A 21,263-nucleotide genomic window follows, 5' to 3' on the forward strand; every position below is an offset into this window, starting at 1 on the left:
CATGCCTATTTGACGGACAACTGGTGTCGCGGCGGATACTTCTTCAGCACACCAAGATAGCGCCGGTATTCCGCGAGCAAGAAGACTTCCAGCGGCGTGTGACGTGCAAGAACCGACTCCTCTTCCTTAGGGTCGCTGTACAGATTGAACACCATGGCAGTCCATGCCTGCCCGACCGTGCCTGCGAATCCGCCGTTGTAGCCCATGCGGTTGACCGTATCGGGCAGCTGCGCCTTGAACATCATCTTGAACTCGTCGACGCGCACAGCCGAGACTTCGTCGTTCCAGAAGTAGAAGATGCTCTTGCGGTTCGATACGCCCTTGTCGGCGAGAAGGAATGACGTCTGGTCGATGCCGTCGATATAGGTCGTCGACGGTACGGCTTTCGCAACCTCCGCGCCGGGCAGCCCCGCCAGGGACAGCGACGTGTTGAACATATCGGCGAAGTCGAACAGGCCGTCCGATCTGCGCGGCGCGATCATGCCTTTCCAGTACACAAAGAACGGGCTGCGTACACCGCCTTCCCACGTCGAGCCCTTGCCGCCGCGAAACATCGTTTTCGCAGCCGGCTGGATTTCCTGCTCCGGTCCATTGTCGGAGCCGAAGAAAATAATGGTGTTATCCAGCTCGCCATTTGCTTCCAGGCTATCGACCAGCTTCTTGAATATGTCGTTCACCTCGACCATGCAGTCGCCGTAGTTCGTATGCGCCGCGGACCTTCCCCGGTAGTAGTCGTTCGGGTAATTGTCGTAGTGGCACGCACGCGGCGCGTAGTACAGAAAGAACGGCTTCGTGGCGTCCTTCTGCCGGTTCAGGAAACCAACGGTGTAGTCGAGCCACTTCTGGTCGAGATCCTTGATATTGTCCGCGTTGATCTCATACAGATTCTCGAGCTGGCCGCCTTTGGCCGCATGCACGTCGCTCTTGTTGAACGGGAGATTGAGGATGTAGTTATAGCGTTGCGGACTCAGCGCCACCTCGGGGTTGTACTGCGGATCGCGCCACTCCGTGTACATGTCGGAAACGGAAAGGAAGCCGCGGAAATCGTCGAAGCCGACGTTTTGCGGCAGCGACGCGGTGTTTTCGCCCATGTGCCACTTTCCGACCGCCTGCGTGGTGTAGCCCTGTCGCGACATCAGCGCGGCAAGCGTGATCATTCCAGCGAGGCCACCCGGCTGACCATACATGACGGGAATCTGGATGCCGTGGTGCGCCATGTTCTGGCCAGTCATGATCGTCGCGCGAGTGGGCGAGCAGCTCGGCTGCGAGTAGGCGGAGCTGAGAATCAGGCCCTGGCTCGCGATGCGGTCGACGTCCGGTGTATCGTTGCCGACGGCCTGTCCCCCGCCGTTAAACCCAAAGTCGCTGTACCCGACATCGTCGAGCAAAAAGATAACCACATTCGGACGTTTACCGGCGCGCTTCTCCAACGCTGCGAGCTTCTGCCGGGCGTCAGCGACCTGGTCCGGATTGCTGATGACCGGCTCCATGTTGTCGGCCAGCTTGACTGTCTGGCCCGTCAGATACTGATTCGGCTGGTTGTAGCCGGGCTGGCCCGTCACTTTCGTCGGCTCGGTAATCGTTGGCGCAGCGACTGCCTGGGTTGCCCAGATCGCTCCCCAGAGTGCAGCGATAAACCACACCGGAATCATCCGTTTCACGTTGTCTCCTGCAATTCGTTATGGGCAAGTACGATCAGTACATGCATTTGTCTCAGCTCTATCTGCGGCGGGCGAAAGCCTGCGCTTGTCTGTTGTGCGCGCGGAAAGCATCGCCCGGGTACGTCGCGGACGCCCCATGTTTCGCATGGCTCCAAATCTAGACGAGATCGATCTATACTTCCATTGCAAATTACGAATGCCATCGTTGAGTGGAACTCATAGTGAACCTGCGCCAGTTCGAACATCTTGTTGCCCTTGCAGACGAAGGCGCGTTCGCAAGAGCCGCCGAAAAAGTACACCTGACGCAATCCGCGCTCACGCGAAGCATTCAGTCGCTGGAAGACGAACTCGGCATGCGGCTATGCGATCGTCATCCTCGTGGAATCGTCCTGACGCCCGGTGGAAGGCTGGTTGTCGAGCGTGCGCGGCGAGCGCTGTTTGAAATCCGGGCGCTCGATCGCGACGTGAAGCTCTTCAATAACCACGAGCTTGGGGAAGTCATGATCGGCGCCGGTCCCATTCCCGCTGCGGCGCTATTGAGCGACACGATCGCCGTGCTCGCGCGGTCTCACCCGCGCCTTTCGGTGCGTGTCAGCGTGGACGACTGGAGCGCGCTCCTCGAACGGCTCCACGCAGAGACTATTGATTTCATGATTACGGTGGAATCCGCCGTGTCGCCGTCACCGGACCTGGCGATCAGGTCGTTGCCGTCCTGCCAATGCGGATGGTTCGCGAGGCCGGAACACCCTGTTTTTTCGAGCAGCCAGCGCAGGATTTCGATGCTGAGAGAACTTCAGGTGGCGTCGGTGCCATCCCCGAAACACACGCTGGAGAATTTTCGCAAGCTGAGGCAACTCAAGCCCTTTGAACAGCCTAAGTTCGCGGTCGAATGCAACAGCTTTCACACGCTGAAGGAATTGGCAACAGACTCCGACATGGTGATATACGGTCCTTTCTCGGCGGTACGGCGAGAACTCGACAGCGGAGCGCTGCGAACGATTGACTTCGAAGACTCGAAGGAACTCGTGACGCAATTCGCGATTGTGAGTCTCGCGCATCGCACCTTATCGCCCAGCGCCGAAAAGGCGATCGAAACCATTATCGAGTGCAACGAACGTCTGGAAGAACGCGCGACGAAGAATCGAAAAAAGAGGCGATGAACTCCGCAGAAATTGCGAGCGCGCGATGCAACTCACCATCCCGATGATCGAAATCTTGCTTCGTCATCGCCTTCGCGCCTTTCAGCGCTCACATGCTCGTCCACGTCCAGTTGCGAATCTCTTCTCGATCGATTCCTTCGGCATGCGCATACGTGACGTTCTCGATCCGCTGATCGCGCAAGCGCTCTTTCGCATGGTCGCCCACGCCGCGCAGCGCCGCCACACGGTCGATCACGTCCATAGCGAGCGTGAAGCGATCGATGCCGTTGATGATCGCCAGTTCGAGCGGCGTGTTGATGTTGCCCTTCTCCGCATAGCCATGCACGTGAATGTTCACGTGATTCGCGCGGCGATACGTGAGCTTGTGAACGAGCGATGCATACGAGTGAAAATTGAAGATCACCGGCTTGTTGGTCGTGAACAGCGAATCGAAATCGCGCGATGACAGTCCGTGCGGATGATCGGTGTCCGGCATCAGCCGGAACAGATCGACCACATTGACGAAGCGCATCTTCAGATCCGGGAACAGCCCCTTGAGTATTTCGACGGCGGCGAGCGCTTCCATCGTCGCGATATCGCCCGCACTCGCAATCACGACATCCGGTTCCTGCCCCTGATCGGTCGACGCCCAGTCCCAGATGCCGACGCCCTTCGTGCAATGCGTGATCGCCGCCTTCATGTCGAGATACTGCAAATGCGGCTGCTTGTCGGCGACGATCACGTTCACGTAATCGCGCGAACGCAGGCAGTGATCGGCGACGCTCAGCAGGCAGTTTGCATCGGGCGGCAGATAAATGCGCACGACGTCGGGGCTCTTGTTGGTCACGACATCGAGAAAGCCGGGGTCCTGGTGCGTAAAGCCGTTGTGATCCTGGCGCCATACGAGCGACGTGATCAACAGGTTCAGCGACGGCACGGGTTGCCGCCAGCGCAATTCGCGCTTTGCTTTTTCGAGCCACTTCGCGTGCTGATTGAACATCGAATCGATCACATGCACGAACGCTTCGTAAGTCGCGAAGAGTCCGTGACGGCCTGTGAGCGTATAGCCTTCGAGCCAGCCTTCCAGCGTGTGCTCGCTGAGCATTTCCATCACGCGGCCGTCGGCGGCCAGTTCACCGCCGTCGCTATCGCTTTCCTCCGTGAGCGCAAGCCACGTTTTCTTCGAAGCCTCATAGATCGCGGAGAGCTTGTTGCTCGCGCTTTCGTCAGGTCCGAACACGCGGAAGCTCGTCATGTTCCGGCGCATCACGTCGCACAGGTATTTCGCGAGCGCATCGGTCGGTGACAGACAGGTTGCGGCCGGAACCTTCACGTCGACGGCATGATCTTCGAAGGGCGGCAGATCGAGCGCCTTGCACAACGCCCCGCCGTTCGCATGCGGATTCGCGCTGATCCGGCGGTCGCCTCGCGGCGCAAGCGCGCGCAGTTCTTCGACCAGCCTCCCCGACTCGTCGAACAGATGCTCCGGTTTATAGCTGCGCAGCCATTCTTCGATGAGCCTGAGGCTTTCCGGATTGCTCTCCGGGTCCGCGACGGGAACCTAGTGCGCACGCCACGAACCCTCTACCTTATGCCCGCCGACTTCGCGCGGGCCCGTCCATCCCTTTGGCGTGCGCAGGACGATCATCGGCCAGCGCGGACGGCTGAGGTCGCCGCCTGTACGCGCGCGCGCCTGGATCGCCCGGATTTCTTCGATGCAACGATCGATCGTCGCGGCCATCTTCTGATGCATCGTCTGCGGATCGTCGCCTTCGACGAAATACGGATTGTGGCCGTAGCCCGTCATCAACGCGGCGAGTTCGTCGTGTGGAATGCGGGCGAGAACAGTCGGATTGGCGATCTTGTAGCCGTTCAGATGAAGAATGGGCAGTACGGCGCCGTCGCGTGCAGGGTTGAGGAATTTGTTCGAATGCCATGACGTGGCGAGCGGTCCCGTTTCCGCTTCGCCGTCGCCGATCATCGCCGCGACGATCAGATCGGGATTATCGAACGCAGCACCATAGGCATGCGAAAGGCTGTAGCCCAGCTCGCCGCCTTCGTGAATCGAGCCCGGCGTTTCGGGCGTGCAGTGCGACCCGATGCCGCCCGGAAACGAAAACAGCCGGAAAAAGCGCGCCATGCCCTCTTCTGTTTCAGCGCGGTCCGGATAGATCTCCGAATAGCGCCCTTCGAGGTAACTATGCGCCAATGTCGCCGGCGCGCCGTGGCCCGGCCCGGAAACGAATATGACATTCAGGTCTTGCCGCGTGATTGCCCTGTTCAGATGCACGAGCACGAAGCTTTGGCCGGGATCGGAACCCCAGTGGCCGAGTAGTCGCTTCTTGATGTGCTCTTTCGCAAGCGGCTCGCGCAACAGCGGATTGGCGCGCAGGTAAATCATGCCGGCCGACAGATAGTTGCACGCCTGCCAATACCGGTCCATGTTGTGCAATTCGTCGGCGCTCAACGGGGTGGCATCGAGGAGAACATCGTTCATTTCGAGCATCTCCATAGTCGTGGTTTCCGCGTGCGCGACATGGCCACCGCGCGATGACGCTTCTGGCGATGCACCCGGCCGCGTCGGACTTTCGTATCTTAGGCGGCAATGTGGAATTTTTCATTTTTGACGGCCACGTGCCGACCTGCGCTCATGTGCGCATTCATCGATTCGGCAAACTTTGCCGCAGCCTTACCGCTTAGCTTTTGCCTGAATGGCGTAGATGTTTAATGGCCAATACGCACGCCGCCGGGACATGAACCACGCCGAATCCGACGACCAGCACCAGCCACGGCGAAGCAACCGACCCGAATACCATCGCGCTGACTACGCCGAAAAGAATGCCCACGACCGCCAGCGACAAATGGGCGATCACCCGTCTCGATCCCCTCACCGTATAGCGCGGGATGGTTGAATGCACATATATGACGACCAAAGCAGACGCGACGGCGGCGGCTGCATAACCCGATTGCATGGTTGCCTCTCCTCTGCACTGAAGATTGCTTCAGGGAAGATTCTCGCGCAACACGATGCTGAACTGCACGGGCTTCACGCCGTCGAGCGCGTCGCGGCCTTCGTGCACGTTACGGAAAATTTTCAGGGCGTTGCCGACCATCGATTGCGGCGTCTGCGTGATGAGCGCGTCCATTGTCCCGTCGATCAGCAACGCGCGCGTATCCGGCGTGAGTCCGTGTCCGACGAAGAGAATCTTCTGCTCGGCCTTTGCCTCGACGATCGCGCGCGCGACGCCATCCGAGCCGCCGCCGCTGTTGTAGATGCCGGCAAGATCGGGATGTTGCGCGATCAGGTTGCGCGTCTGCACGTAGTTGCGCTCGCTATCGTCCTGCCCTTCGCGCAGCCCGATCACCTTCACTTGCGGAAACGTCGATTCGATCAGATGCAGAAAGCCGATCTCGCGCTCCTCGTGCCCGCGATAGTTGAGGCTCCCCGCAAGCATCGCGATCTTGCCTGACGGACGCGGCCCCATGAAGCGTCCCAGCAGCAGCGCGGCCGTGCGTCCCGCCGAACGGTTGTCGATGCCCACATAAGCCAGCCTGCGTGAATTCGACAGATCGGAAATCAGCGTGATCGCGGGCACGTTCTGCTCCGCGAGCGCGTTCACGGCATCGCGTACCACGGGATGTTCGAGCGCCATGAAAACCACGCCATCCGCGCGCTGGCCATAGTGCAGCAGACGCGCGGCCAGTTCATTGGGATTGAAGCTCTCCACGTAATGCACGCGGCAGCGCATGCCTTGCGCAGCCCACTGGTTGTGCGCGAACTCGATGTAATCGCCGAGCATGCGCAGATAGCGGTTCGTGCCGGCCGGCACCAGAAACTCGATCTTCAATGGCCGCGCGGCTTTGGTCTCGGGCGCCGGCGCGTCGATCACATAGCCTGCCTGCGCGGCGGCCTGCATCACGCGACGCGCCGTCATCGGCCGCACGCCTTCGCGGCCGTTCAATACGCGATCGACGGTCGCCGTCGAAACACCCGCCGCAGCGGCGATGTCGGCGATCCGCGCACGCGGCGGAAAAAGAGGAATGGGTGCGTCAGCCATGCTGCTTTCTGAGGGAATAGTCCATCAAAAACAATCAGGATTGCGGTTTGACACGGCGCCTGGCCGTCCCTAGTCTTGCAGCAACATCATGCAGACAGCACAGAGCGTAACGAAAAAGACGCATCGGCGCCTGTGCGGATCTTGATGGTTTTTGATTGAGCATGATGCCACAGCGGCACACATCAAACAAAACCTGGAGACATTCGAATGACCAACCTTGTCAGGCGCTCGCTGCTGCGCGCCGCGGCGGCCGCGCCCGTCGCCGGTGCGCTCGGCTTTCCCGCCATCGTTCGTGCCGCTGCGCCACAGTACGTGTTCAAGTACGGCAACAACCTGCCGCTCACGCATCCGCTCAACGTTCGCGCTAAAGAAGCGGCGGACCAGGTGAAGGAGCAGTCGAAAGGGCGGATGGAAATCCGCATCTTCCCGAACAACCAGCTAGGCGGCGATACCGACATGCTCGCGCAGGTGCGCAGCGGCGGCATCGAAATGTTCACGCCGTCCGCGCTCGTCGTGTCGACGCTCGCGCCCGTTGCCGCGATCAACGCAATCGGCTTCGCGTTCAGCGACTACTCGCAGGTGTGGAGCGCGATGGACGGCAAGGTCGGCGCGTATGTGCGCGCGGCGATGGCGAAAGCCGGTCTCGAATCGTTCGAGAAGATGTGGGACAACGGCTTTCGCGAGACCACGTCCAGCTCGCGCGCAATCGCAAACGCGTCGGACATGCACGGCCTGAAGATTCGCGTGCCCGTCAGTCCGCTGAGCATCGACATGTTCAAGGGCCTGGGCGCCGCGCCGACGAGCCTTCAGTTCAGCGAGGTCTATTCGTCGCTGCAGACGCATATTGTCGATGCGCAGGAAAATCCGCTGCCCATCGTGCAAGTGGCGAAGCTGTACGAAGTGCAGAAGTACTGCTCGCTGACGAATCACATCTGGGACGGCTTCTGGTTCGTGCTGAACCAGCGCGCGTGGCAGAAGCTGCCGAAAGACCTGCAAGGCATCACGTCCGATGCGTTCAACCAGGCGGCGCTGCGCCAGCGCGACGATGTGCGCAAGCTCAACGATGCCGCCGTCGCCGATCTGCAAGGCAAGGGACTGTCGATCAACCGGCCTTCGCCCGACACGTTCCGCGCCGCGCTGCGGCAAGCGAACTTCTATTCCGACTGGAAGGGCCGCTTCGGCAACGAAGCGTGGTCGCTGCTGGAAAGCTACACGGGCAAGCTCGCTTGAATTCGCACAAGCTCGCGCAACTTCGCGCTCGATGCGATGCGGCACGTGCAGGAGCTTAACGTGCCGCACGCATCGCGGACTGGAGAGATCGACATGACGGATCAGGCGCTGCCGCATGCAGCCATCGCCGATGCCACGGCCGCTTCATCGTTCGACACAGCGCTCGCGGCAAGCGGTCCGAGGCGCTGGCTGCGCCGCTTCGACCGCGCGTTGATCGCGCTCGTCGAAGGTGTGTGCGCGCTGCTGCTCGCCGTCGAAATCGTCGTGCTACTGGCGGGCGTCGTGTTCCGCTACGCGCTGCATCAGCCGCTCGTGTGGTCGGACGAACTGGCGGGCATGCTGTTCCTGTGGATGTCGATGCTCGGCGCGGTGCTCGCGCTACGTCGCGGCGAGCACATGCGGATGACGGCCTTCGTCAGCCGCTTGTCGCCGCGGCGGCGCGCGCTCGTCGATACGCTCGCGATCGTGCTGTCGATTGCGCTGCTCGCGCTCGTTCTGTGGCCCGCGTACGACTTCGCCGCCGCCGAAACCGTGATCCTCACGCCCGCCTTGCAGATCAGCGATGCATGGCGCGCGTTCGCGCTGCCCGTCGGCGCGGCGCTGATGCTGCTCGTCGGACTGATCCGGCTCGCGCAGGTGGGCCGCATGCGCGACATCGCGATCGCGCTTGCGTTCGTCGCCATCGTGGCGGGCGTCATCGCGTGGGCCGCGCCCGCGTTGCCCGATCTCGGCAAGGCGAACCTGCTGATCTTCTTCGTCGGCGTCGTCGCAATCGGCATCTTCTCCGGCGTGCCGATCTGCTTTTCGTTCGCGCTCGCGACGTTCGGCTATCTGAGCCTCACGACCGATACGCCGCTCGAAGTGATCGTCGGCCGCATGGACGAAGGCATGTCGCATCTGGTGCTGCTCGCGGTGCCGCTCTTCGTGTTCCTCGGCCTGATGATCGAGATGACGGGCATGGCGCGCGCGATGATCCAGTTTCTCGCGAGCCTCGTCGGCCATGTGCGCGGCGGGCTGTCATATGTGCTGATCGGCACGATGTATCTGGTGTCGGGCATCTCGGGCTCGAAGGTCGCCGACATGGCCGCAATCGCGCCCGTGCTGTTCCCCGAAATGAAGCGGCGCGGCGCGGACGAAGGCGATCTCGTCGCGCTGCTGTCGACGGCGGGCGCGCAGACGGAAACCGTGCCGCCCAGCATCGTGCTGATCACGATCGGCTCGGTCACGGGCCTGTCGATCTCCGCGCTCTTCACGGCGGGGATGCTGCCCGCTCTGGTGCTCGCGCTGATGCTGTGCTTCGTCGTGTGGCTGCGCTATCGCAAGGAAGACCTGAGCCGCGCACAGCGTTTCAACCGGCGCGAAATCGGCCGCATGTTCGTCGTCGCGTTTCCCGCGCTCGCGCTGCCGTTCGTGATTCGCGGCGCGGTCGTCGAAGGCATCGCGACGGCGACGGAAGTATCGACGATCGGCATTGCGTACTCGGTGCTGATCGGTCTCTTCGTTTATCGGCGCTTCGCGTGGTCGCGTCTGCCGCGCATGCTGATCGACGCGGCTACATTGTCGGGCGCGATCATCTTCATCATCGGCTGCGCGACGGCGATGGCGTGGGCGCTCACGCAGTCGGGCTTCTCGCAGGATCTCGCGTCGCTGATGACGGCGCTGCCCGGCGGCTCATGGAGTTTTCTCGCGCTGTCGATCGTCGTGTTCATCGTGCTCGGCAGCGTGCTCGAAGGCATTCCCGCGATCGTGCTGTTCGGCCCCCTGCTCTTTCCGATTGCGCGCGCTGCCGGCGTCAACGAAGTGCATTACGCGATCGTCGTGATTCTCTCGATGGGCGTCGGCCTGTTCTCGCCGCCGTTCGGCGTCGGCTATTACTCGGCGTGCGCGGTGAGCCGCATCAATCCCGATGCCGGCATGCGGCCCATCGTCGGCTATATGAGCGCGCTCGTGCTCGGGCTGATTCTCGTCGCGTTCGTGCCGTGGATATCGACCGGCTTTCTCTGAGCGCCCGTCGTTTCCCCAGCCGTTCGCAACAACCATTTCGCAGCTTCATCGCAATCCCTTCTCTGGCATTGGGAGTGTATTCATGAGTCGTTTTTTCGGCGAGATCCGTCAGGCCGGTTATGTCGTGCGCGACATCGAGGCGGCGATGGACCACTGGAGCCGCGTGCTCGGCGTCGGTCCGTGGTTCTATAACGAACGCGTGCCCATCGAGGGTTATCGCTATCGCGGCGAGCGCTACGAGGTCCACAACTCCGTTGCGCTCGCAAACTCCGGGGACTTGCAGGTCGAGCTGATCCAGACGCGCAACGACGCGCCGTCGATGTATCGCGACTTTCTCTCAGCGGGCCATACGGGCTTGCAGCACAACGCGTACTGGACGACTTCGTTCGACGCCGATCTCGAACGTCTGCTGAAACAGGGCTTCACGGTGGCGATGAGCGGCAACGTCGGCAAGAACGGACGCTTCGTCTACTTCGACACGGAGCAGCATCCGGGCACAGTGATCGAGCTGTCAGAGATCGCGGGCCCGAAAGGGAAGCTCTTCGACATGATCCGCGAGGCGTCGCTGAACTGGGATGGCCGCGATGCAGTGCGTCCGTTTCCCGATCTGGGCACGCTATGAGCGCGCCATCAGCACGCGACGACAGCATCGAAGCCGATTACCTGATCGAGACGCCCCTCGATCTCGCGAAAGTAGCGGACACGATGGCGGGCGAGCAGTCGAGCGGCACGTTCGTGCGCGTCGCCGGCGAAAGCGATGAACTGCGCGCGCGCAGCCGTGCAAGCGTGCTGCACATCGACGAACTGGAGGCCATGCCTCACGCGTCGCTGCCGAGCGCATGGCTCATGCGGCAGCGCGTGAATGGGCCGTTCAGGCGCGCGCGCGTGACGCTGTCGTTCCCCGTCGCGAACATCGGCGCCAATCTGCCGACGCTCGCGGCGACGGTCGCCGGCAATCTGTACGATCTCGGCGAAGTGACGGGCATGCGGCTTCTGTCGATGCGTGTGCCGCGCGCGTATCGCGAGCGCTTCGATCCGCCCGCGCACGGCGTCGCGGGCACGCGGCGTCTGACGGGCGTCCGGCAAGGGCCGATGGTCGGCACGATCATCAAGCCGAACGTCGGGCTGTCGGCGCAAGAGACCGCGCATCTGGTGCGCACGCTATGCGAGGCGGGCGTCGATTTCATCAAGGACGATGAAGTCTGCGCGAATCCATCGCATGCGCCCCTCGATGAACGTGTTCGCGCCGTGATGCGCGAAGTCCGTGCGTTTCGCGAGCGCACGGGCAAGCGCGTGATGGTCGCGTTCAACATCACCGACGATACCGACGCGATGCGGCGTCACGCGGAACTCGTCGAGCGCGAGCAAGGCGACTGCGTGATGGCGAGCGTCAACTGGTGCGGTTTCTCCGCGATCCAGACGCTGCGCCGCTCGACGCCGCTCGTTCTGCACGCGCATCGGAACGGTTTCGGCATGATGTCGCGCGACGCGGCGCTCGGCATCGGCTTTCAGGCGTATCAGACGTTGTGGCGGCTCGCGGGCGTCGATCATATGCACGTGCATGGGCTCGCGGGCAAGTTCGCGCAAAGCGATGCGGAAGTGACCGAGTCCGCGCGCGATTGCGCGACGCCTCTCGCCGATGGTCTCGACGACTGCGTGCTGCCCGCGTTCTCGTCCGGCCAATGGGCGGGCACCGTTCCCGCGACGTTCGATGCGACCGGCAGCGCCGATCTGCTTTTCATGTCGGGCGGCGGCATTCTCGCGCATCCGGATGGACCGGCAGCCGGCGTGCGCAGCGTTCGCCAGGCGTGGGACGCGGCGCAATCCGGCACGCCGCTGCACGACCATGCGGCCCATGCGCCGGAACTGCGCGCCGCGCTCGCGTTCTTCGGTGCGCGCACATGAGCGCGTCGAGCGCCGCGCCGTACGGCTTCTACGGCGACGATTTCACGGGCGCGACCGACACGCTGGCGCATCTTGCTCGCGCCGGACTCCGGACGCTGCTGTTCCTCGCGCCGCCGACTCGCATGCGCCTCGACAGCATCGGCCCGCTCGACGCGATCGGCATGGCGGGCGCGGCGCGCGCGATGCCGCCCGCCGCGATGGCCGACGAACTCGCGCGCGTCGGGGCATGCTTCGCCGCGCTCGGCGTGCGCGTGATGCACTACAAGGTCTGCTCGACATTCGACAGCGCGCCGCAAACCGGCAACATCGCGACGGCCATTGCCACGCTGCGTCGTCATTTCGCGAATCCATTCGTGCCCATCGTCGGCGGCCAGCCTGGCCTGCTGCGATACTGCGCGTTCGGGCAACTGTTTGCGGCGGCGGGAAGCGGCACGCACGAAGTCCATCGGATCGACCGCCATCCGACGATGTGCCGCCATCCCGTCACGCCGATGAACGAAGCAGATCTGCGCGTGCATCTCGAACAGCAAGGCATGCGCGACGTGGCGTTGATGGACTGGCGCGCATACGCATTGCCGTTTGACGAAGTCGGTGCGATGGTCGATGCGAAGCTGTCGGAAGGTGCCTCCGCGATACTGTTCGACGTGCTGCGTGACGACGACCTCGCAACGATCGGCCGGCTGATCGATAAACGCTCTCGCCATGCGCCGATGCTTGCCGTCGGCGCGAGCAGCGTCGCGCAAGCATGGTGTGCCGCAATGCCTTCAGCGGCTTCGGACGTATCGCATGCGTATACCGCATCGCAAGCTCTTGGCCGCGCGCAAGGCCCGGTGTTCGCGCTCGCGGGCAGCCTGTCCCCGTTGACGGCCGCGCAGATCGAAGCCGCTCACTCGTACTGGAAGATCGAACTCGATCCGCTCGGGTGCGACGGCGACACGTTGCAATTCGACGCCGCACGCGTCGTCGATATGTTGCGCGAAGGCCGGCACGTGCTTGCCTTCACGCGGCGTACGCACAATCAAAATGACGCAAGCCGCGCGCAGACCGCGCATGCGACGGCAGCACTGCTGCGCGACGTGGTCCGGGCCGCTCGCCCCCGGCGCATCGGCATTGCGGGCGGCGATACGTCGAGCCACGCGGCGCAAGCGCTCGACGCATGGGGTCTTTCATATTGCGCGCCGCTGACGACGGGCGTCACCGTCTGCCGCCTGCATGCAGACGAGCCCTCGCTTGACGGCACCGAAATCATGTTCAAGGGCGGGCAGATGGGCGGCACAGACGTGTTCGAGCGCCTGATCACGGGCTAAATATCTAAACCTCGGTGCGCCTCAGCAGATAATCGAGTCCGCCGACGCGATACCACCGGTATCCGTAAGGCTCGAGCACGACGGCATGCCGGCCGTCATCGCCCGCGTGGCTGTGATCGTCGGACAGCAGATTGATCAGCCTGTCGTCGCCCGTTTCGTTGTAGCCGGAGCGGAACCTCACGGTACACGCCTCGTCACCGAAGTTATGCACGCACAGCACCGAGTTGTTACGCCAGTCGTAACGCAACGCGAGCACATCGTTTCGCGACGTGCGCAGTACTTCGAAATCGCCCCAACTGATTTCCGGCACTTCGCGGCGCATGCGGATCATTCGCTCCGTCCAGTTCAAGAACGAATTCGGATCGCGCCGTTGGCTCGCCACGTTGACGCGCTCGAAGCCATACGCCCCGCCCGAAATCGCGCGGACGGGCGGCTTCGGATGCTTCGTGAAGCCGCCCTGCGGTTCCGCCGACCATTGCATCGGCGTGCGCGTGCTTTCGCGTTCGTGCCGGCGCAGGTCGTCGCCCATGCCGATCTCGTCGCCGTAGCGGAACACGGGCGTGCCGGGCAAAGTCAGCATCAGGCTGTACGCGAGTTCGAGGCGGCGTCTGTCGCCTGCCAGCATCGGCGCAAGTCTGCGGCGAATGCCGCGCCGATACAACTGCATGTCGGGCTCCGGAGCGAACGCGGCGAACACGGCCGCGCGCTCTTCCGGCGTGAGTCGCCCGAGATCGAGTTCATCGTGATTGCGCAGGAACACGCCCCATTGCGCGGTGGGCGGGCGTGGCTTCGTCGCGAGCAGCGCTTTCTTCAATGGCTTCGTGTCGGCTGTCGCGAGCGTGTAAAACGTGTTCTGGTTGAGCTGGAAGTTGAACATCATCGGCAGGCGCTCGCCTTCGTCGCCGAAATAGTCGAGGTCCGTGTCGGGCATCACATTGGCTTCCGCGAGAATGATCGCGTCGCCCTCGCGCCACTGCAAGAACTCGCGGAAGGTCCGCAGCATGTCGTATTGCTCGACGGGCCGGCGCACCTTCGGGCCCTTCGTCGCAATCACGAACGGCACCGCATCCATTCGAAACCCCGACACGCCAAGCTGAATCCAGAAGCCCGTGATCTTCAGCAACTCGGCCTGCACATGAGGATTGGACGTGTTCAGATCCGGTTGAAAATCATAGAAGCGATGGAAATACCAGCGCTTTGCGCGCTTGTCGAAACTCCACGTCGACTTTTGCACGCCCGGGAACACCACACCGCTTTTCGCATTGGACGGCTGGCTGTCCGACCACACATACCAGTCGCGATACTTCGAGCCGGGATCGCTACGTGCTTCCCTGAACCACGGATGCTGGTCGGATGTGTGATTCACCACGAGGTCGATGATCACGCGCAAGCCCCGCTCGTCGCACGCGTGCGTGAATTCGGCGAAGTCGCCGAGCGTGCCGTACTTCGGATCGACGTTGTAGTAGTCGGAAACGTCGTAGCCGTTGTCGCGCCCCGGCGACGGCTGAAACGGCATCAGCCAGATCGTCGTCACGCCCAGCCCTTGCAAATAGTCGAGCCGCCGCATGAGACCCTGAAAGTCGCCGACGCCGTCGCCATTCGCGTCCATGAACGTGCCTACCGACAGGCAATAGACGATCGCGTTCTTGTACCAGAGGTCGTTGAGCATGGGCTTCGTGCGTGTCGCCGGAAAAGTCAATCGTTGAGAGGAATTGCAATGTCGAAGCTGGCGTGGTGGCAACGCGGCGTGATCTACCAGATCTATCCGCGCTCGTTTCAGGACAGCAACGGCGATGGCATCGGCGATCTGCGCGGCATCGACGCACGCCTGGACTACCTCGTCTCGCTGGGCGTCGATGCAGTCTGGATCTCGCCGATCTACCCGTCGCCCATGGCCGACTTCGGCTACGACGTCGCGGACTACTGCAACATCGATCCGATGTTCGGCACGCTCACCGACTTCAAGCAATTGGTGGACCACGCACACCGGCTCGGGCTCAAGGTGCTGCTCGACTTCGTGCCGAATCATTCGTCGGAACGGCATCTGTGGTTCGAGGAAAGCCGCTCGTCACGCGACAATCCGAAGCGCGACTGGTATCTGTGGCGCGACGCCGCGCCCGATGGCGGCCCGCCGAACAACTGGCTGAGCCGCATGGGCGGCTCCGCGTGGGAGTGGGACGAGCCTACGCGTCAGTACTACTACCACGCGTTCCTTCGCGAACAACCCGACTTGAACTGGCGCAACCATGAAGTGCGCCGCGCGATGGACGACGTGCTGCGCTTCTGGCTGGATCGCGGCGTCGACGGATTCCGCGTCGACGTGCTATGGCTGCTGATCAAGGACGCGCAGCTTCGCGACAACCCGCTGAATCCCGCGTATGGGCCTCGTGCTCCCGATCATCACCGGCTATTGCAGACTTACACCGAGGATCAGCCGGAAGTGCATGAAATCGTGCGCTCGATGCGCGCGACGCTCGGTGAGTACGGCGAGCGCGTGCTGATCGGCGAGATCTACCTGCCTGTCCCGCAACTGATCAAGTACTACGGCACCAACGGCGATGGCGCGGACATGCCGTTCAATTTCCAGTTGCTCAGCGCGGCCTGGAACGCGGGCGAGATCGCCCGCATGATCCGCGATTACGACAGCGCGTTGCCCGAGCACGCGTGGCCCAACTGGGTGCTCGGCAATCACGACAATCCGCGCGTCGCGTCGCGCGTGGGCACGGCGCAGGCGCGCGTGGCCGCCGTGCTGCTGCTGACGCTGCGCGGCACGCCGACGCTCTACTACGGCGACGAACTCCGCATGACGGACGGCGCCATTGCGCCCGATGAGATTCAGGACCCGGCGGAGCGCCGGCAACCGGGCATCGGCCAGGGACGCGACCCCGAGCGCACGCCGATGCAATGGGACAGCTCGCTGCCGAATGCAGCCTTTACAAGCGGCAAGCCGTGGCTACCCATTGCCACGACAACGAGCGTGCGCGACCAGGAGAGCGATGCGTCGAGCATGTTGTCGCTGTATCGCCGCCTGTTGACCTTGCGGCGCAACAACGCCGCGCTCGTGCAGGGCACGATCGACCATGTCGCCGCAGACGGCGATGTGCTGACTTACGAGCGGCGCCACCACGACCAACGGCTGTTCATCGCGCTGAACATGGGCGCCGAAGATGCCACCGTGCTAACGCAGGCGGGCGTGGTGCTGTTGTCGACGCTTGCGGATCGTGACGGCCAGGCGATCGTCAAAGGTGCCAATCGGCTTGCCGCTGGTGAAGCGCTTATCGCGTCCTTCTGAGTCTCTATCCGCTTCCTGCTGCCAGCGCCTCCACTCGCGCAGAATGTTGCGCCCGCAAACGCACTCCCCGTCGCGCATACACAAAACGCCATTAGCGCAAATGCGAAGAACTCCGGTACATTCGATACGCTCGAGTAGACATTGCATTCCAACCATAAGGAGGAAACAAGTGAAGGCAAGACACACTCTCGCAGTCGTTATGACATGCGCGGCGCTGGGCGCACTCTCCTCGCAACCTGTACGCGCCGACACCGCGCGCGAAGAAACGATCACTGTCGAAGGGCTGACGCATCCGACGGACATCCTCATCGACAAATGGGGCGTGCCGCATATCTTCGCGGATAACGAGCACGACGCGTTCTTCGTGCAGGGTTTCAACGCGGCGCGCGACCGCATGTTCCAGATCGACTTGTGGCGTCGTCGCGGCCTTGGACAATTGGCCGAAGTATTCGGCCCCGCCTATGTGGAACAGGACAAGGCGACGCGGCTCTTTCTCTATCGCGGCGACATGTCGACGGAGTGGAAACGCTATGGTCCCGACGCGAAGCCCGTCGCGACGCGTTTCGCTGCGGGCGTGAACGCGTATATCGACTGGCTCGCCGTGCATCCGGACCGCTTGCCCTACGAGTTCCGCAAGGTCGGCTACTGGCCCGCGAAGTGGTCGGCGGATGACGTCGTGCGCATTCGCAGCCACGGTCTCACGCGCAATCTGACGAGCGAAGTGGCGCGCGCGAAGGTCGCGTGCAAGAGCTCGCTTGCCGCCGATTCGGTGCGCTTCGGCTTGCAGCCGCCTTGGCAGCCGCAGATGCCCGAAGGACTCGATCCGTGTCTGCCCGACGATGTGCTCAAGGTCTTCACGCTCGCCACGCAAGGCGTGCACGTGACCCGCGATTCGCTCAAGAGCGCGGACGCCTCGACGACGTTGATCGCAGCCGCCGACAATCCCGAAGAGGTGACGGAAGGCAGCAACAACTGGGTGATCGCGCCGGACAAATCGGCGACGGGCCGCGCGATCATGGCCAACGATCCGCATCGCGCATATGCCGCGCCGAGCCTGCGCTACATCCAGCAGGTCAGCGCACCGACGCTCGATATCATCGGCGGCGGCGAGCCGTCGGCGCCCGGCGTGTCGATCGGACACAACGGCACGATCGCGTTCGGCCTCACGATCTTCAACATCGATCAGGAAGATCTGTACGTCTACGAGCTGAATCCGGCGAACCCGCATGAATATCGCTACAAAGGCCGCTGGGAGCCGATGCGCATCGTCCACGAGACGATCGCCGTGCGCGGCGGCACGCCCGTCAAGGCGGACCTCGCCTTCACGCGACACGGCCCCGTGATCTACACCGAGGACGCGAAGCATCGCGCGTTTGCCGTGCGCACGGCATGGCTCGCACCCGGCATGTCGCCGTACTTCGATTCGATGCGCTACATGCGCGCGAAGAACTTCACGCAATTCAAGCGCGATCTTTCTACATGGGGCGCGCCGACCGTCAACCAGGTCTACGCGGACACGCACGGCGACATCGGCTGGGTGCCGAGCGGCCTCTCCCCGAGGCGTCCGAACTGGGATGGCCTGATGCCCGTTCCCGGCGATGGCCGCTACGAGTGGGCGGGATTCTGGCCGCGCGACGACATGCCCTCCGCTTTCGATCCGCGCGACGGCTACTTCACGACGTCCAACGAGATGAACCTGCCCGCCGACTATCCGTACAAGGAGCGCAAGCTCGGCTTCGAATGGACCAACGGATCGCGGCATCAGCGCATCGATGAAGTGCTGAAGGGGCTGACGAAGGTATCGATCGAAGACAGCGAGCGCTTGCAGAACGACGACGTATCGATTCCCGCGCGCCGGCTCGTCGCGCTGCTCGCGCCGCTTTCGAGCGACGACGCCGATACGCGCGCCGCGCTCTCGATGCTCAAGGGATGGGATGCGCACATGCGAGCGGATTCCCCGCAGGCGGCGCTCGAAGAAGTGTGGCTGAGCCATCATCTCGGACGCGCGTTCAAGCAGGCCGTATTGCCGAAGGAAGCAGCCGATTCGTTCGGCGCGCCCGACACGGCCGTCATGCTCGACACGCTAGAGCATCCCGAGACACGCTTCGGCGATAACGCGCCGGCGAAGCGCGATGCCGTGCTGCTCGCGAGCCTGCACGATGCGTATGGCGAAATGGTGCGTTTGCAAGGCGCGGATGCGAGCGCATGGCAATGGGGCAAGCTGCAAACCAACCTCAATGCGCATCCGTTCGCCGATCTCGTCGACAGCGACATGCGCGCGAAGCTCAACGTCGGCCCCATTGGCAAAGGCGGCAGCGCGTACACGCCGAACCAGTCGACGTATCGCGCGAACGACTTCCGGCAGACCAACGGGCCGTCGTTTCGCGTGATCGTCGACGTGGGCAACTGGGACAACTCGCGTGCAGTGAATCTGCCGGGAGAATCGGGAGACCCGGACAGCCCGCACTATCGCGACCTCGCGCAGCTGTGGCTGAACGGGGAATATTTTCCGTTGCTCTATACGCGCGCCGCCGTCGAGAAGGCGACGGAAAAGCGCATTCATCTCGTGCCCGGCACGCGGACGCAATGACACGATGACTCGTTAGCGCAGTCAGACGGATCAATCGCGTGCGTGTTGGCGGGACTTCAATGCCGTCGTTGTGCTGCCGCATCGGCGGCCGTATGGAGTTCCTTCTCTGCGACGTCGAACGCACAGCGAATCGCTTCCTCCGCGTTCTCGCCCGAGTAGTGCGCGATGGGTTTGAGCACGTGCGTCGGCGTGATGAGATCGAGCCGAACGTCGTATGTCGGCTTTCCCGATTGCGAGCGTATCGCTTCGATCGCCAGATGACAGTTCGACACGAGCGCGCTATAGCGATCGAGCCTCACCAGCTGTGCGGCGGCTTCCGATTCCAGTTGCTTCGTCCCGCAGAAGCCGAGATAGACAATCTGCATACCAATGCCCATCTTCGTCTCCGTTCGATATGGATGTTGGACGTGGCTTGCGAAACGCGCAGGCCTTCATCGCATCATCGCGTGACGCGGACTGCCGTCGTTGACCTGGGTCAATCGGCACAATCGCGTGCATACCTTCACGGACGGGAACGCGTTCGATTCGAATCCGTGCTTTCCTGCGCAATCGGTCATTGCGTTGCAATGATGCGCAAGGAAAGCGAGGAGCCGTTTTGGCTCGCAATAGAGGAGCAAAGACCCGCATCGAGTCCGCGAGTAGTCTATTGACGAAAAGATCGTTCGCCCGGCGTTTCGGACTGCATTGACGAGTGCATTCGGGCGAACTGACCTCAATGGCTCGCACGTTGTGTTGTTAGACCGAGCCCCATTAAGCCGTAAAGGCAAAAAGCAACGCTTGGCATAAACCGCCCTCCTGCGATATTTTTCGACAACGGGCAGGCAATTCGTGCGTCCCATGCCGACCGGGAGGGTGGATACAAATGAAGTTCACTCGTCGAAATGGTGCGGGCGTGCTGTCCGGGCTGCTCGCGCTGCTTTGCGCCGACTCGACGGTCGTCGCGGAGCACGATCGCGTGCGGTCGTCGCCGCGATTGCAACTGGATGCGGGGCGCGTCCGGCTTGCGCCACCCAGTGAAAGCGTCCTGATCGAGCGCGTGAATTTTGTTCTGGATCAGGAGGCCCAGACGAAGGAAGAAGAGGCAAAAAAGAAACGCAAGGCCGAGCAGCAGCATCGCGCCGCAACGGCCAAACCGAAACCCGGTCCAAAGGCTGCTTCCGAAGCTGCAGCGTCGAGCGTGCGGCCCACGGCGAGCGAACCACAGCCGTCCGCCAGCTCGGCGGCCGCGACGCGGACGCAGCATGGCGCGCAATCGGCCGCGTCCGAACCCTCGCCACCACAGGGCAGCGCGTCCGCTACGCCTGCTGCGAAATCGGCGCCTGCGTCATCCGCTGCATCTTCTCCCACCGTCGCGAGCGCACCCGCGCCGACATCGACAAACGCGGCCACGGCAGCGGCGCTTAACCAGGCCGAGTCGGGTAATACGTCGCGCCCGGGTGGCAGCCAACCCTCGCGGCTAACCAGGGATCAACTGATTCCATTGATGCGGGGCGCCACCATACTGAGGACGAACACTTCGGGCGCGCTTAGACAATGGGTCAATGGCCCCGACGGTACGCTGACGGTTTACTGGGCGGCTGGCGGCTTTCTTCAGCCGCACAGCGCCAGCGGCAAGTGGAGCGTGACCGAGGACGGCCACTTTTGTCTTCAGATCGATTGGCCCGACGTACCCGAAAACTGGTGCCGCTTTATGGAACGGACAGCCAGCGGCGCATATCAACCGGTCCCCGACTCCGCCGACGCAACCTGGACTCCGCCAAAGGATAAGACCGAGTGGAGACCCATGACCATTCGCCGCTAGCGCAACGGGCGATGCCACTGCACGGATGTCGTTTTAGACCCGCGCATTCGAAACGCCAGCAAATAACGCGATGTATATAGAGCGGTATAGCGGCTCGTCTTCACCCATTAAGAAGTACTCCCGTATCCGATGCTGTTACTCGCCTCATCGAATAAGTGACGCTCGCACGCATCTATTCACTCCTCGTACTCCGCCAAAGCATGGCGTCAAAGAACGACTGATAGCCCTTCTTTTGCGACACTCTCTCAAGAGCACTCGCGATCTGACGCCTCATTT

At 62.6% G+C, this 21,263-nt stretch carries 14 protein-coding genes and 2 pseudogenes; 10 read left to right on the forward strand and 6 right to left on the reverse strand.

The features are described from left to right. Window positions 1-5: 5 nt before the first annotated feature. Window positions 6-1,652 carry a sulfatase-like hydrolase/transferase gene (locus VSR68_RS32180; protein ID WP_342943679.1) on the reverse strand — a complete coding sequence of 549 codons (1,647 nt, stop codon included), beginning with the start codon at window positions 1,650-1,652 and terminating at the stop codon, window positions 6-8. Between the two features lie 230 nt (window positions 1,653-1,882). Between VSR68_RS32180 and VSR68_RS42935 the strand changes: the two are divergent. Beyond that, window positions 1,883-2,056: pseudogene (locus tag VSR68_RS42935) on the forward strand (LysR family transcriptional regulator); the annotation flags it as partial. A 69-nt stretch (window positions 2,057-2,125) separates the two neighbouring features. Next, window positions 2,126-2,821, forward strand: coding sequence for a substrate-binding domain-containing protein (locus VSR68_RS32185; RefSeq protein WP_342943652.1), 696 nt, complete (start codon window positions 2,126-2,128; stop codon window positions 2,819-2,821). An 88-nt stretch (window positions 2,822-2,909) separates the two neighbouring features. Here the strand turns inward: VSR68_RS32185 and VSR68_RS32190 are convergent. The 3 genes and pseudogenes from VSR68_RS32190 to VSR68_RS32200 form a co-directional block, all read right to left on the reverse strand. Beyond that, window positions 2,910-5,297 (reverse strand): annotated as a pseudogene (locus VSR68_RS32190) (phosphoketolase family protein). A gap of 199 nt (window positions 5,298-5,496) precedes the next feature. Next, window positions 5,497-5,772 carry a hypothetical protein gene (locus VSR68_RS32195; RefSeq protein ID WP_342943653.1) on the reverse strand — a complete coding sequence of 92 codons (276 nt, stop codon included), beginning with the start codon at window positions 5,770-5,772 and terminating at the stop codon, window positions 5,497-5,499. Between the two features lie 30 nt (window positions 5,773-5,802). Then, window positions 5,803-6,858 carry a LacI family DNA-binding transcriptional regulator gene (locus tag VSR68_RS32200; protein ID WP_342943654.1) on the reverse strand — a complete coding sequence of 352 codons (1,056 nt, stop codon included), beginning with the start codon at window positions 6,856-6,858 and terminating at the stop codon, window positions 5,803-5,805. A gap of 207 nt (window positions 6,859-7,065) precedes the next feature. On the opposite strand from VSR68_RS32200, the gene VSR68_RS32205 reads away from it, so the two are divergent. The 5 genes from VSR68_RS32205 (at window position 7,066) to VSR68_RS32225 (ending at window position 13,304) form a co-directional block, all read left to right on the forward strand. Beyond that, on the forward strand, window positions 7,066-8,088 hold the full coding sequence (locus VSR68_RS32205) for a TRAP transporter substrate-binding protein (RefSeq protein ID WP_342943655.1): 1,023 nt from the start codon (window positions 7,066-7,068) through the stop codon (window positions 8,086-8,088). A 93-nt stretch (window positions 8,089-8,181) separates the two neighbouring features. After that, window positions 8,182-10,092: a TRAP transporter large permease subunit gene (locus VSR68_RS32210; RefSeq protein WP_428983637.1), complete on the forward strand. Its 1,911-nt coding sequence runs from the start codon at window positions 8,182-8,184 to the stop codon at window positions 10,090-10,092. Window positions 10,093-10,174: 82 nt separating this feature from the next. Continuing rightward, complete coding sequence (locus VSR68_RS32215) at window positions 10,175-10,714, forward strand: VOC family protein (protein ID WP_342943657.1); 540 nt, start codon at window positions 10,175-10,177, stop codon at window positions 10,712-10,714. After that, complete coding sequence (locus tag VSR68_RS32220) at window positions 10,711-11,997, forward strand: ribulose-bisphosphate carboxylase large subunit family protein (RefSeq protein ID WP_342943658.1); 1,287 nt, start codon at window positions 10,711-10,713, stop codon at window positions 11,995-11,997. Before VSR68_RS32215 ends, VSR68_RS32220 begins: the two co-directional genes overlap by 4 nt. Next, the gene (locus VSR68_RS32225; RefSeq protein ID WP_342943659.1) at window positions 11,994-13,304 is read left to right on the forward strand and encodes a four-carbon acid sugar kinase family protein; all 1,311 of its coding nucleotides are present in this window, start codon (window positions 11,994-11,996) and stop codon (window positions 13,302-13,304) included. The genes VSR68_RS32220 and VSR68_RS32225 overlap by 4 nt, the downstream gene beginning before the upstream one ends. Window positions 13,305-13,308: 4 nt before the next feature. Here VSR68_RS32225 and VSR68_RS32230 read toward each other — a convergent pair whose 3' ends face one another. After that, the gene (locus tag VSR68_RS32230) at window positions 13,309-14,973 is read right to left on the reverse strand and encodes an alpha-amylase family protein (protein WP_342943660.1); all 1,665 of its coding nucleotides are present in this window, start codon (window positions 14,971-14,973) and stop codon (window positions 13,309-13,311) included. Window positions 14,974-15,021: 48 nt separating this feature from the next. Here VSR68_RS32230 and VSR68_RS32235 point away from each other — a divergent pair, with 48 nt between their 5' ends. After that, window positions 15,022-16,596: an alpha-amylase family glycosyl hydrolase gene (locus VSR68_RS32235; protein WP_342943661.1), complete on the forward strand. Its 1,575-nt coding sequence runs from the start codon at window positions 15,022-15,024 to the stop codon at window positions 16,594-16,596. 199 nt (window positions 16,597-16,795) lie between these two features. Further along, window positions 16,796-19,186 (forward strand): penicillin acylase family protein, encoded by a 2,391-nt coding sequence (locus VSR68_RS32240; RefSeq protein WP_342943680.1) that lies wholly within the window; start codon window positions 16,796-16,798, stop codon window positions 19,184-19,186. A gap of 56 nt (window positions 19,187-19,242) precedes the next feature. Here VSR68_RS32240 and VSR68_RS32245 read toward each other — a convergent pair whose 3' ends face one another. Further along, complete coding sequence (locus tag VSR68_RS32245; RefSeq protein WP_342943662.1) at window positions 19,243-19,563, reverse strand: HPF/RaiA family ribosome-associated protein; 321 nt, start codon at window positions 19,561-19,563, stop codon at window positions 19,243-19,245. Between the two features lie 485 nt (window positions 19,564-20,048). Here VSR68_RS32245 and VSR68_RS32250 point away from each other — a divergent pair, with 485 nt between their 5' ends. Then, window positions 20,049-20,987 (forward strand): hypothetical protein, encoded by a 939-nt coding sequence (locus tag VSR68_RS32250; RefSeq protein WP_342943663.1) that lies wholly within the window; start codon window positions 20,049-20,051, stop codon window positions 20,985-20,987. Window positions 20,988-21,263: the final 276 nt, after the last annotated feature.

The sequence above is a fragment of the Paraburkholderia phymatum genome, from assembly GCF_038900715.1.
Taxonomy (GTDB): Bacteria; Pseudomonadota; Gammaproteobacteria; order Burkholderiales; family Burkholderiaceae; genus Paraburkholderia; species Paraburkholderia phymatum_A.